General features: G+C 44.3%; 11 protein-coding genes. 4 read left to right on the plus strand and 7 right to left on the minus strand.

Going from position 1 to position 13,778, the window contains the following annotated elements; all coding sequences use genetic code 11:
• Positions 1 to 453 precede the first annotated feature (453 nt).
• Positions 454 to 1,485, minus strand: coding sequence for an L-threonine 3-dehydrogenase (gene tdh, locus ACED59_RS00005; RefSeq protein WP_009845596.1), 1,032 nt, complete (start codon positions 1,483 to 1,485; stop codon positions 454 to 456).
• 109 nt (positions 1,486 to 1,594) lie between these two features.
• The gene (locus ACED59_RS00010) at positions 1,595 to 2,788 is read right to left on the minus strand and encodes a glycine C-acetyltransferase (protein WP_017098369.1); all 1,194 of its coding nucleotides are present in this window, start codon (positions 2,786 to 2,788) and stop codon (positions 1,595 to 1,597) included.
• A 504-nt stretch (positions 2,789 to 3,292) separates the two neighbouring features.
• Between ACED59_RS00010 and ACED59_RS00015 the strand changes: the two genes are divergently transcribed.
• Together ACED59_RS00015 and ACED59_RS00020 are read left to right on the plus strand one after the other, a co-directional pair.
• Positions 3,293 to 4,225, plus strand: coding sequence for a LysR family transcriptional regulator (locus ACED59_RS00015; RefSeq protein WP_017098370.1), 933 nt, complete (start codon positions 3,293 to 3,295; stop codon positions 4,223 to 4,225).
• Positions 4,225 to 4,608, plus strand: coding sequence for a VOC family protein (locus ACED59_RS00020; protein ID WP_017098371.1), 384 nt, complete (start codon positions 4,225 to 4,227; stop codon positions 4,606 to 4,608). Before ACED59_RS00015 ends, ACED59_RS00020 begins: the two co-directional genes overlap by 1 nt.
• A gap of 113 nt (positions 4,609 to 4,721) precedes the next feature.
• Here ACED59_RS00020 and ACED59_RS00025 read toward each other — a convergent pair whose 3' ends face one another.
• The 4 genes from ACED59_RS00025 to ACED59_RS00040 all read right to left on the minus strand — a co-directional run bounded on the left by ACED59_RS00025 (position 4,722) and on the right by ACED59_RS00040 (position 8,374).
• Positions 4,722 to 6,257: a PepSY domain-containing protein gene (locus ACED59_RS00025; protein WP_017098372.1), complete on the minus strand. Its 1,536-nt coding sequence runs from the start codon at positions 6,255 to 6,257 to the stop codon at positions 4,722 to 4,724.
• Positions 6,258 to 6,368: 111 nt separating this feature from the next.
• On the minus strand, positions 6,369 to 6,719 hold the full coding sequence (locus ACED59_RS00030; RefSeq protein WP_012600384.1) for a hypothetical protein: 351 nt from the start codon (positions 6,717 to 6,719) through the stop codon (positions 6,369 to 6,371).
• 346 nt (positions 6,720 to 7,065) lie between these two features.
• Positions 7,066 to 7,461 (minus strand): cytochrome b562, encoded by a 396-nt coding sequence (locus ACED59_RS00035; RefSeq protein ID WP_012600383.1) that lies wholly within the window; start codon positions 7,459 to 7,461, stop codon positions 7,066 to 7,068.
• 166 nt (positions 7,462 to 7,627) lie between these two features.
• The gene (locus tag ACED59_RS00040) at positions 7,628 to 8,374 is read right to left on the minus strand and encodes a phosphatase (protein ID WP_017098373.1); all 747 of its coding nucleotides are present in this window, start codon (positions 8,372 to 8,374) and stop codon (positions 7,628 to 7,630) included.
• Between the two features lie 278 nt (positions 8,375 to 8,652).
• Between ACED59_RS00040 and ACED59_RS00045 the strand changes: the two genes are divergently transcribed.
• Positions 8,653 to 11,676 carry an HD domain-containing phosphohydrolase gene (locus tag ACED59_RS00045; RefSeq protein ID WP_017098374.1) on the plus strand — a complete coding sequence of 1,008 codons (3,024 nt, stop codon included), beginning with the start codon at positions 8,653 to 8,655 and terminating at the stop codon, positions 11,674 to 11,676.
• Positions 11,677 to 11,721: 45 nt separating this feature from the next.
• Here ACED59_RS00045 and ACED59_RS00050 read toward each other — a convergent pair whose 3' ends face one another.
• On the minus strand, positions 11,722 to 12,750 hold the full coding sequence (locus ACED59_RS00050; protein ID WP_017098375.1) for a DMT family transporter: 1,029 nt from the start codon (positions 12,748 to 12,750) through the stop codon (positions 11,722 to 11,724).
• Positions 12,751 to 12,841: 91 nt separating this feature from the next.
• Between ACED59_RS00050 and ACED59_RS00055 the strand changes: the two genes are divergently transcribed.
• A complete protein-coding gene (locus ACED59_RS00055) occupies positions 12,842 to 13,756 on the plus strand; it encodes a LysR substrate-binding domain-containing protein (RefSeq protein ID WP_017098376.1) in 915 nt (304 codons plus the stop codon).
• Positions 13,757 to 13,778: the final 22 nt, after the last annotated feature.

Genomic DNA, 13,778 nt, shown 5'->3' on the forward strand with positions numbered 1-13,778 from the left:
GATCAGATCGTAGGTTCTGGATTTAGTTCCACTGAATTACGCAACAAAGCCCCTCAATCCATTAGAGAATTAATGGCGACAAAGTGGCGGTAGACACTGTAAACGACCGTTATTTAGCTGTTTTATTCGTAAAAAAGGCGACAATTTTCACTGTCGCCTTTTGCTATTTAGAGCCTAATTTTTCTATTCCCAATCAAGGAAAACCTTGCCAGAAAGCCCCCTACGTATAGCATCGAAGCCAGCTTGGAAATCATCAATTTTAAAGTGATGAGGTAATGATTGGTGATAGGTCTAACCCTGATTGAATCAAACTTGCCACTATATGCGAAATAAAAAATAACCAATAAATATCAATTAGTTAAATTATTTATAAATTAAATATGGCTACAGAGTGGCGATAAAAAAGGCAACAGTTTTACCTGTTGCCTTCTAACATTCAAAACTGGTAGTAACCTACTCCCAGTCTAAAATTACTTTACCTGACATACCAGAGCGCATCATGTCGAAGCCTTTCTGGAAGTCGTCCACTTTGTAGTGGTGAGTAATGATTGGTGTTAGATCTAGGCCTGATTGAATCAAAGAAGCCATCTTGTACCAAGTTTCGAACATCTCACGACCGTAGATACCTTTGATAACCAAGCCTTTGAAGATGACTTGGTTCCAATCTACTGCCATGTCTGATGGTGGAATGCCTAGTAGAGAAATCTTACCGCCGTGGTTCATGTTAGTCAGCATGCTGTTGAACGCAGATGGGTTACCAGACATTTCTAGGCCTACATCGAAGCCTTCTGTCATGCCAAGATCCGACATTACGTCTTCAAGCTTCTCTTCCATCACGTTTACTGCGCGAGTCACACCCATTTGACGAGCAAGATCTAGGCGGTATTCATTTACGTCAGTGATTACAACGTGACGAGCACCAACGTGCTTCGCAACAGCAGCAGCCATGATACCGATTGGACCAGCACCAGTGATTAGCACGTCTTCGCCTACTAGGTCGAAAGAAAGCGCTGTGTGTACTGCGTTACCAAACGGGTCAAAGATTGATGCTAGATCGTCAGAGATTTCTGCAGGGATCTTAAATGCGTTGAACGCAGGGATCACAAGGAACTCAGAGAACGCACCAGTGCGGTTTACGCCAACACCTGTTGTGTTACGACAAAGGTGAGTACGGCCGCCACGACAGTTACGACAGTGACCACATGTGATGTGGCCTTCACCAGATACACGGTCGCCGATTTCAAAACCACGAACTTCTTGGCCGATGCCAACAACTTCACCCACGTATTCGTGACCTACCACCATAGGTACTGGAATTGTGTTTTGTGACCACTCATCCCAGTTGTAGATATGTACGTCTGTACCACAAATTGCAGTTTTCTTAATACGAATAAGAAGATCATTATGACCCATTTCAGGTTTTTCAACCTCGGTCATCCAGATGCCTTCTTCAGGCTTAAGCTTAGAAAGTGCTTTAATTTTCATAATGTTATCCAGTTCATCTCGCCTAACAGTAAGGCGAGAATCAAAAATCTATATGTTCTATTGGGTGTTGTTCTATCTAATCAAAGGATGCAAAGGCACCCCTTTAAAATTAGATGATAGCCATGTCTTTACCAACTTGGATGAACGCATCAATTGCGCGATCCAGTTGCTCACGAGAGTGCGCAGCAGACATTTGCGTACGGATACGAGCTGCGCCTTTTGGTACTACTGGGAAAGAGAAACCTACCACGTAGATGCCTTTCTCTAGTGCGCGCTCTGCGAATTCAGCCGCAACTTTTGCATCACCCAGCATGATTGGGATGATTGCGTGGTCAGCACCGCCCATAGTGAAACCAGCTGCTTCCATGCGAGTACGGAAGTGAGCAGAGTTTTCCCATAGTTGAATACGTAGGTCGCCAGATTCCGCTAGAAGATCTAGAACGCGGATAGACGCCGATACGATTGCAGGTGCAACAGAGTTAGAGAATAGGTATGGACGAGAACGCTGACGTAACCAGTCGATTACTTCTTTCTTACCAGAAGTGTAACCGCCTGAAGCGCCACCCATTGCTTTACCAAGCGTACCTGTGATGATGTCGATACGGTCAACAACGTTGTGGAACTCGTGAGTACCTGCGCCGTTTTCGCCCATGAAGCCAACTGCGTGAGAGTCATCAACCATCACTAGTGCACCGTACTTGTCAGCAAGGTCACAGATAGCAGGAAGGTTAGCAACTACGCCGTCCATTGAGAACACGCCGTCAGTTACGATAAGCGTGTGACGAGCGCCCGCTTCTTTAGCTGCGATAAGTTGCTGCTCTAGCTCTTCCATGTTGTTGTTCGAGTAACGGAAGCGCATTGCTTTACACAGACGAACACCATCAATGATAGATGCGTGGTTTAGAGCATCAGAAATGATTGCGTCTTCTTTGCCTAGAATCGTTTCGAATAGGCCAGCGTTTGCATCAAAGCAAGATGTGTAAAGGATAGTGTCTTCTTTACCAAGGAACGTAGATAGCTTTTGCTCTAGTTCTTTGTGAGAGTCTTGAGTACCACAGATGAAACGTACTGAAGCCATGCCAAAACCGTGCTGATCCATACCATCTTTAGCTGCTTCGATAAGAGCTGGGTGGTTAGCAAGACCTAAGTAGTTGTTTGCACAGAAGTTTAGTACTTCTTCACCAGTCGAGATAGAAACCGCTGCTTTTTGTGCAGAAGTGATAATGCGCTCAGACTTGTAAAGACCTTCTTCTTTAACTTCTTCGATTTGAGTTTGAATCTGTTGGTAAAATGCAGAAGACATTGTCTATTCCTTCCTAATTATTATTCAGCAGCATCGCGCGCCGCATTATGTAGGGGATGTAAACGATTTCAATTCGATCATTTACACTGTAAAACTTATACCCCTATTCTAGTTGAACATCCCCTTCTCGATTATCCCTTTAGTTGGAAAAACATTAATGAATCGCAGGCACGAATAATGGTTCATCCCAGTGACACAGGGCACATAAACGCGTCTTACCTGCTCTTTTTAACGTCAAATCCCCTTCCGTTTGTGTCTAATTTCACTTTCATATCAGATCTCTATTTTTCATCTCAGAACGATATGGTGATGATTATCCGCTTCTCTTAGAATGTGCATCAGCAACTCCGCTATACAGATGAAAACCGATGAGATGAAAAGCAAAACACGCCAAGCAATCAGAGCAATCACGCCAAGTGATTAATGAAATTGATTCACAAATCAGAAAAGATCACTCACAATTGTCAATAAGCTCACCGTTGCAACTAGCCCTACTGGACACTTATGATTAACCCAAAACTCATCGCCCTACTTCCCGATCTCGCCTCGTTTATCTTAGTTGTGAATGAAGGTAGCTTTACCGCTGCAGCAAAGCAGTTAGGGGTGACACCCTCAGCGTTGAGTAAATTGATCACACGTCTAGAAAAAGCACTCTCAGTAAAGCTGTTTGAACGTACCACTCGTACATTGATCATCACGCAAGCAGGCCAGTTGGTATACGACCAAAGCGTGGTCATGATTAATGCGGCGCAACAAGCGGTTGAGCTGTCTACCTCCGACCATACTGAACCTGCAGGCTCTATAACGGTAGCGGCGCCTGAGGCGTTCTTGAACTCAGTGCTACAGCCTTTTGTTGTTCCATTTTTAAATCAGTATCCAGAGATTCAACTCAAGCTAAGGGCAGCTGATGGCGACATCGACATATTGCGCCAAGGCATCGACATTGCCTTTCGCCTTACCGACAAACCTGACGAGAGCTTGGTATTGAAAGAACTCGGAAAAACAAACCTCGTGTTATGTGCGAGCCCCGGCTATTTAGATGCCAAAGGAATCCCTCACCACCCTACCGAGCTGTCTGAGCACGACTGCTTATACCTTGCAGAAACAGATAAAGACCACATTTGGGACTTCCTTAAAGGTGATGAGTTTTACACAGTCCCCGTCAGCGGACGTTACGCTGTGAACCACTCTCAGATACGATTGAAAGGTGTTAAAGAAGGGCTTGGCGTGGGTATTTTCCATGACTTCGTGATTCAAGATGCATTGGCTGAAGGCTCTGTAGTGCAAGTATTGGAAGATTGGACCATCAAGAGTAATTACCATGGCGCTATCGCGATGCAGTTTGCTCAAACCAAGTACATGCCCGCTCGATTACGTGTATTCATTGATTACGCGATGGAACACTTGAGTGACAAGCTGGCAGGAGAAATAAACTGATGCTGAAAGGAATACACCACGCCGCCATTATTTGCTCAGACTACGAAGTCTCTAAACGCTTTTATACACAAGTTTTAAAGCTTGAAGTGATTGCTGAGAATTATCGTGAAGCGCGCCAGTCGTACAAGCTTGACTTAGCACTGCCTAATGGCGCTCAAATAGAATTATTTAGCTTCCCTGACGCACCTGAAAGACCAAGCTTTCCGGAAGCTCAAGGGCTAAGACATTTGGCCTTTTGTGTTGATGACGTTCAACATGCCAAAAGCTACTTGGAAGAACAAGGTATTGAAGTCGAACCGATTCGAGTTGATGAGTTTACGGGGAAATCATTTACGTTTTTCGCAGACCCAGACGGCCTGCCGCTAGAACTTTATCAGATCTAAAGCTTTATCAGATCTAGAGCCGTATCAAGTCTAAAGTCTTCTTCACAAAAGAAGCGATCATCTGATTAATAAAACGGACCTTCTCAAATAGAGAAAGTCCGTTTGCATGTCAATTAACTCAACGCGGTCTTGAATCTCTCAACGCGTGAAAACAGTAACCAATCCAATAGCATTGCAATCACAATCGTTGCACCCGCGAGTGGAAACAGTACCGAAATAACAACCACAGTCACCAAGCCTGCTTTCCATAAGCCTGCATCACCAAACTTCGGTGGCGTCCCCAACTTTCTTTGGCCTGAAGGCCTGCGCATCCACCACATCACACCACCAGTCACCGACACCAAAATGAATGCCAAACAAAACAACGCATTTAGAAGCTTGTTGATGATACTGATGTCACCTTGGTGCAGAGAAATACCGACGGCTAAAGTTTTGGCGAATAAATTGTAATCTTGCCACGTCACCTCTCCTAGAATGCGCCCTGAATATTGGTCGAGGTGAGTTGTGCGATCTTGGGTTGGGTCGATGATATCGCCTCCCATAGTATTGGCGGCCACGGTGTAAACACCCGTTTCTGAACGCGGGAAATTGACTTTATATTGCGTAAAACCAAGAGATTGAGCTTTTGCTATCACATCATCAATCGAGAAATCACTCGTAGATAATACATGCTGAGAATGATCCTCACCCATCTTAGAATGATCATGAGCTTCAGACGCTTCTTCTACTTGGTGGACGTGTTCGGCTGGCTTATCTTGAGACAAAGGCAGTGGAGTTTGCTCTAGGTTCCAAGGCATTTCTTCTTCAGACCCGTGATTTAAAGAAGCATGCGTTTCGTTAGACAGAGGAATGTCGTCCCACATTTGAGCAGGAAACGTACTCCATGCTTGCACTAGCTTACCGCCCCAAAAACCTGTCCATGATAATCCCGATAGAATAAATAACAGAAGAATGAATGACAGTGTTCCACCGATATTCGCATGCAGATCACGCATTAAAATACGCGTTCCTGAACCAAATCGAAGCTTAAGAAAACCAGCGCGGCTCGCGTTATCTCGAGGAAGCCATAAGTAAATGCCACTGATGAGTAACAGAATAGACAAGCTTATTGCGACTTCAATTAGGTAATCCCCCCAATCACCAATCAACAAAGTGCCGTGAATGTCATTCGCCAGTTGATACAGACTGTCGCTGCGGGGGATTTCTCCTACCACTTCGCCAGTATATTGATTCACCGTGGCGAAAACGGACGTGCCATCTTCAAGTGATACAGAAAATCGGTTCGCAAGATCAGGGACTTTACTCGGTACAAATTGTGTCACCGTACCTTGTGGGTATTGATTTTGTACCGCAGCTAATTGTTGTGACACCTTGATCGGTTCGCCCGATGCAACAATTTCAATCGCGTCTTGATGGAAAACAAGTTCGATTTCATCATCAAACAGCATCACCAAGCCTGTAATGCTCAGCATTAGCATAAACGGGATAACGAATAGCCCAGCATAGAAGTGCCAGCGCCAAGTGAGGAAGTAGAGAGTTTTATTGCGGTCTTTGCTTTTTATATTGGTTTTCGAACCAGTTGTTGCACTGCTTTTAGACTGCGAAGTTGCTTGTGCTTTCGCAGGGGTTTGAGATTCATTTCTCAACATTATAATTTCCTTTGACACACGCAAACGTACCTTCTGAAAAATCAGAAAGTAATCTGAGCATGTTTAACTTTACTTAATACTTTATTTTTTAATTATTTTAGTGGGTTAGGTTTAAGCAATATCAAAGGGAGGGCCGCGCGGGGCTTGTCTCGTGTAGCGTTCGCTTAGAGCCAAAAAAGCGTAGCTGTCTGAGACAATAGAACTCAATCGAGTTGTCAGTAGTGTAGTTGGAAGATTGTCTTGGTGAAACGTGGAAAAATGGCTAAAGGGACACGGCTTTCCTTTATGAGTATTAGGTTCACCTTCTTCAATTTGAACCAGTTCAAAGCCATTGACCGTACATAACGACGCCCATACTCCCGCACTATTACCATGAGCATTGATAACAGGCATTAATGTCACCAGCACCCAGCTTAATGCTGTAGCAAGCAACATGGAGAAGTTGAACGAGGTTCGGCGCATTATTCCAAATCTTTATAAATTTCCCTTATTATGAGGGACTTGGAATATAGGTAAACGTAAAGATTAACAGCAAGTTAAAAAATTGAAGCTAACGCACACTCTTTTTAGTTAAAAACTGGTTACAACCAAAGAGCCAAAAGAATGTTACGCGTCTATTTAGCAGTAAAATGTCTAGAAAAATAGCAGTAAACTGTTTAGAGAAACGACAATAAAAAACGCCGCCTTACACCTTCCCTTGAAGAGGGTAATGTAAGACAGCGTTTTAGAAATCGAATCTTGAGGTTTTGCTCTTTGTTACGTATCTCTTTGATACGTATCTAATAAGCAAACTCAATTGATTAGAAAATTAACCGAAGATCTTGCTCCAAATGCTTGGATTACGCTTCTCATGGTACTCTTCACGAAGGCCGTCAATAGTACGAAGTTCCTGCTGTGCCGACTCTAAGTCACCTTGGTCTAGCTTCTGCTCAATGCTATCCAATGATGCACTGATTTTTTTGAAACCTTCCATGAAGTTATCTTCTTTCTCTATTGGGTAAACACCCGTTTTGAGCTCTGCCACTAGCGTATCTAAACGAACGATAGGCTTTTGCATCTCTTCAATGCTTTGAGCTTCTGCCGCTTGTTTGAACGCAAGCTTCATTTCTTGCATATTTTTCTTAAGGTCAACATTAGCAAATGCGTTGCCAGACAATACTGAAGCAGCGATTAAGCCAGATAAAAGGATTGAGCGAGTTTTCATTATTTCTCCAAGTGAAGCGGTGTCTTTGAAGATAGCGCCATCGTTATTGTGGCACTTCGACTTTATTATTTTCGGCTAGTGTATACAAAAATCCGTCGGGCACAAAAATTGATTGTGTCGAAATGCAAACTAGCTAGCTAATTACTGACAAGTACCGGGCAAACCATCACTCAAATACCGAAAACTCGTTAATCGATTGACGACCACGTAATGCCAAAAAGGCTAAGAATTGCTGTGGTGAATGGGTAATAACCTTGCTCGAATCCACGCCCACCTCATCAAGTAGTGAAGACACGAGATCTAACCCGCCCACATCTATGCAGAAATGCGCATCGCTACCTGTCGTAATAAACGCACCTTTCGCTCTAGCAATTCTTGCGATTTCGTAACAACGATCAACACTGCCAACGCGGCTATTGCCTTTAAGCGTGGTGTTATTAATTTCGATTGCTACGTTATGTTCCGCCGCACATTGAATCACAACTTCAAAATCGAAATCAAAATTTGGGTTGCCTAAATGACCAAGTGCATCAACACGACCGCCTTTAATCACATTCAACAATGCTTCTGTATGAGTAGCAACATCCGACGGGCGAAAAACGGGCTCGTGGAAGCTGGCAATCACCCAATCTAGATTCTTATCCACACTCGGATGAATGTCGATTTCACCCTGTGTGTTCATGATGTTTGACTCGACACCTCGAATAATAGCGACATCTTCAATAAAACGAGGGAGCACACGTTGGTTACTGAAAAACCAATAGTGTGGCGCGCCCGGCATAGACTCGGAATGGTCGGTCGTACAAAACATAGCTAAACCGTTTTGTTTTGCCGATTTTGCATTCTCGATCAACGTGCTGTAAGCATGACCACTTGCGTATGTGTGGGTGTGGGTGTCTACTTTTAGTTCCATGAATCAATGCCCTCTTCGCTCGGTCAAAAAACGTGCTTAAGAAATGAGTGCTTAATAGCAACAATTCGACCAGTTTATCAGTTGAAAGTGACAATTAGCACCCAAACATAAAGGTTTATTAGGTATTCATTTACACGACACGGGAATACGTGGCTACCAGAAGACGCTAACGCTTTTCTTATCTAAGTAAAATCGATCATACTCGGTAATTACGCCAATTTTTTGCAACCTACCCAAGTTCGTCAATACTTAAACCAGTCTACAAACTGGAGTGTTAGATGAGAAGAAGACGATATCCGCTGAGTATCCACATCACTAGCCTTTTCTTAATTTTGACCACTCTTGTCGGTACCGTACTGATTTCGATAAGTTATCGGCATTCTCAAGAACTGCTTTTAGGCACAGTGCGCGAAGTCAGTAATGAACATCGCGATAAACTGGAATCGGTATTTAAACAAGCTATTGCCCCAGTCATCACAACCTTAAACGTGATGGCAGTGAGCCCGTTTGTTGCTCATCAAACCTCCTCCGTCGAAAAAGAATCTTGGCTTGCTTCGGTCGATATCATCTTCAAACAAAATACCAATTTAGTCGCTCTGTTCTATGGCTCTGAAGATGGTGACTTCAGAATCTTTCGCCCTCTGAGTTCCATTAAACAGAGAGCCGACAACAACGCTCCCGCGAAAGCGACCATGATGGTCAGCAGCACCAATCTAGATGGTGAAAACTTTATTACCTTTCTCGATGGCGCACACCAAGTGATCAGTACCCGACAAGCCGAGAGTAAGTTCAACCCCACGACTCGACCTTGGTTTCGTAACGCAAAGCCTGACGGCTCAATACAGCTCTCTGAGCCCTACCTGTTCTATTTCCTGCAAACCAATGGCATCACGCTTTCTAGACGTTCTTTGGATGGCAAGCATGTCGTTGGTGCCGACTTCACGTTGAAATCTCTCTCTTCCCAGATCAGTGAATTGGCCTACTCTCCACAAACCCGACTCGCTCTATTCGATCAACATTTCAATCTTCTCGGCCAACATCAACTTGATCTATCGATTCCCAAGCTTACCTCCCAGCCTAACGACACAAGTAAAACTGAGAAAACGAATAACCAAACGACGGGGAAACTCTCTGGCAGTGAGCAAGACCAAAGCTTCTTTAATGTGCCCAAACGTGAACAGATGGAAGCATTGAAAGCATCCGTCATAGCACCACTTATCTCCGACGAGGAGAAATTAAACCTCAACCTAAAAAACGTTGAGTACAACTTAAACACTTGGGCATTAACGCTAACGCCTGTTGAGCTCACTCAGAATGTCACTTTATATTTGGCAGAGGCTACGCCACACAATGAGTTGCTCTCTGATCTTATCTCGATGCGTGACAAGCAAGTCGCCGTCGCGATTGGGATGTTGTTCATCTGCTTCGCTATCGTATGGTTTGTTGCTAATAGACTGTCTCAGCCACTCAATACACTGATGCAACTCACCGACAACATCGCACGATTTGACTTCAGGCGAACTCATTATCCCAAAAGCATGATTCAAGAAGTGGCTAACCTCGCCCACTCAATTGAGCTGATGGAACACACGCTTCATGATCTTATTACGCTACTTCGAGACACGGCAGGTAATCAGGAATTTTCGATATTAGCCAAAAATATTGCTCATCAAAGCTATTTAATTACCAAAGCAGAAACCATCGTCCTCTTCACTCAATCAAAAGAGAAAGATGTGTTTGATACGGCCGCGAACCTCGCTATTCTTCCCTTTAAGGCCGACATCAATGACTTCATCAAGCACACCCCTTGGTTGCTGTGCCAGCTTAAATCCGGAGAAACCATCCACTTAAACCGAGAAGACAATGTTCTCAACTATTACCAAGATTCGATCTTCAATTCAGATCTGTACCTGTTTCCACTATTAAACCGTGAGAAGTTGTTGGTGGGTATCGTCGCAATTGGCTATGAAAGACCGATTACCAAGATGCAGGCAGACAAGCACGCCTTCTTACGAGAACTGCTCAGCTTTGCGGAAATAGCCAAAGATAACATTGACCAAATGCAGCAACAGAAAGACATGCTTAATGCCTTTATCGAGTTGATTGCATCAGCGATTGATACCAAATCACCTTACACGGGCGGGCACTGCCAACGCGTGCCTGAACTGACCAAATGGCTGACTCAAGCAACCATTGATGATGACCGTTATTACCCGCAATTCTCATTGGATAGTAAACAGTGGGAAGAGTTAATGCTCGCCGCTTGGCTTCATGACTGCGGCAAGGTGACCACGCCTGAATATGTGGTAGACAAGGCAACAAAACTTGAAACCATTTACGACCGAATCCACGAAGTGCGAATGCGTTTCGAACTGTTAAAACAACAGGCTGAAACCGACTACTGGAAAGCTATAGCGAACGGAGCGCTTCAAGAGGATCAGCTTAAGATCCTCGAACAAAGCTTGTCAGAATTGGATGAAGAATTTGCCTTTGTTGCTGAATGTAACCTTGGTGGAGAGTCGATGACGGACGAACAACTAGAACGCTTAGACCGAATAGCCAAGCGCCAATGGAAACGAACACTCGACGATCAGCTAGGGTTATCTTGGTCTGAAAAAGAGAGATTCAATGAACAACAAGACACGACAGAGAAGAGTGAAGCTGAGCCAGCAAGAAAAGACCAAATACTACCGGTGATGGAACCGCTACTTGCTGATAAACCCGAACATAAAATACCGTGGGATAATGGCTTTAGCCCTGCTGATGTATGGCAAGAAGCGTTTGTGCTTAAGCCAGGAGAGGTCAAATACAACCAAGGTGAACTGCACAACTTGAAAGTTCGTCGTGGCACGTTAAACGATGAAGAACGTTTCATGATCAACGATCATATTATTCAAACCTTCACCATGCTTAACAAGCTGCCTTATCCGTCTTACCTCCAGAATATTCCGGATATCGCCAGCGGACACCACGAGCGTATCGACGGCAAGGGCTACCCAAGAGGCTTAAGCGAAGACCAATTACCTCTACCGTCCAGAGCGATGGCCATTGCTGATGTCTTTGAAGCGCTCACCTCTAGTGATCGCCCGTATAAGAAAGGCAAACTCCTAAGCGAATCACTCAACATCATGACCGACATGGCCACCAGCGGTCATATCGATCCCAAGCTGTATTTGCTGTTCTTAGAAAACAAAATCTACGACAAATACGCTGAGCGATTCCTAGAGACTAAACAGCGTTGCGAGATTGAACCAAACGAACACATCGACCGAGTCAAAGAGTACATACGCTCATTGTTTTAAGCTAACCATTCAGACTAAAGACCATAAGCTTCATAAGCTCAATGGTTAGCTTTTAGCTGCCGAGTCCAATACCGCAACGTCCACTACAGTCGCTACAGCCACTGTGACTCGCGGCGTTTGCTTGGCTTTTGCTTTGCTGTGTCTCTTCGCTAATAGCGTGTTGGTAATGCTCGCCACAACAATCAGATTAATGCCAATCATCTGCTGAGTAGAAAACACATCATCAAAGAACAACCCCTGCCATAAGGCGCTAAACAGCATGTTAGTAAAAATCAGTGGTGCTAACTGGGAACCGCTGTCTGCAAGCTTATAAGCCTTGGAGCGGAAAATTTGAGTATTGATGGTAAACAGTGCGAGTCCAAATGCACCAAGTCCAATCCAACGCAAGTCATCAAACGACAGCAAAGTCGTTAAAGCTCCATACACACTATCCCCCTTAAATACATCTGGTACAGCAGAAACAGAAGTCAACACGAGCATAGGTATAACAAGTATTGCTGCGACTAAAAAGGTCCATGCGTTAAGCTCTGCTGGTGTCAGGCTAGTTTTAGATGCTCGGTACAGACTCACTTGCGAGCCAGAATTAAACACACCCGCTAGAAGCCCGAGCAATAGCGCAGGTCTAAAAAACTCCGAACCAAACTCAAACTGCGACCAATCCCCTGCCATCATCACTACGCCGAAAAATGTAATTGCTAAACATGCGATAGTCGTTGTATGAATCTTAGTTCCGAATATTAATTTTTCTAACAATGGAATAAACAGCGGACCCGTACTGAATAACACCACACCTTCAACCAGCGTTAAGGTTTGTAGTGAAGTAAGGAAACACCACTGACACGCCACCATAAAGATCGCTCGCATCACTAAAGGTTTCCACATATCGAGTGAAGGTTTCGTTATTTTGTAAAACATCAAGAATAAGAATAAGAACAGACTGGGTAACAAAAAACGCACAAAACTGAGTAGCGAGATTGGCATCACTTCAGATAGATACTTGGCCATCAAGCCACTCAAAGACAAACTGAACGTCGACAACAACATGAAAGTCGTCGCCTTGGTAATATCAGACATAATTATCACCTCCTATGACACCTATTTTAGAAGCGTGACGTGATGAAAAATAGCGAGTAATATTAACTATAACTGTAAGGAAAACTTACCAATGAAAAAACTCGTTCCGCTTAAATCCGTTTATGCTTTCATTGCTGTTGCTGAGACTGGCAGCATGACCGACGCCGCTCGCGTGTTGTACGTCAGTCATTCAGCGGTAAGCCAAGCGATAAAATCATTAGAGCAACTGGTCAATAAGCCGCTGATCCAACGTGTGGGTCGTCGTGTTGTTCTAAATGCCGCAGGTAAGCGATATTATCGAAAAGTCGCACCCGCACTGGAACAAGTAATAGAAGCCACAGAAGAACTCGCCAAAACGCCTAACGACCACCGCATCACCCTCAACATGGTGAACTCACTCGCCATGCACTGGTGGATCCCGCGAGTCTCGGAATTCCAAAGCTTTGCCCCCTCTCTTGATATTCGTATATCCACGCTAACGGGCACTTTCGACATAGAACAAGAAGGTGTGGACATCGCGCTGGTGCACGGTAAACCGAGCGAGTGGGACCGATATTACAGCGAAAAGCTCGGTGACGATGATCTGGTATTGGTGTGCAGCCCAGCACTATTGAAAAACCAAATGGGATTAAGCGTTGAACAACTGGTGAAACAAAACCCAACCATTGGTGTCTTCAACCCAAGAAGACAGCATGACTGGCAAGTGTGGTGCGATCATTACCAAACACCCATGCCGACGTTCCACAGTAACTTGACGTTCGATGTCTCGATTCAAGCCGTACAGGCTGCCATTCGTTCGCTTGGTGTATTAGTCACTCACCGCTTGTTTGTGAAAGATGACATCAGCCATGGCATGTTGGTCGAAATTAGTGAGCCAGTGGCTAACCCCCATCAAGATTTCTATTTCGTTTGTCCAAAAAACAAATTAAAACAAGAAAGTGTGCTAAAACTGAGAACATGGTTGAGGCATGAATTCACTCGCTCAGAGACAAAACTCAGCAAGTAACTAATCATCAAATAACTAATCA

This window comes from Vibrio sp. FF266 (genome assembly GCF_041439695.1).
In the GTDB taxonomy this organism is placed as follows: Bacteria; Pseudomonadota; Gammaproteobacteria; order Enterobacterales; family Vibrionaceae; genus Vibrio; species Vibrio tasmaniensis_A.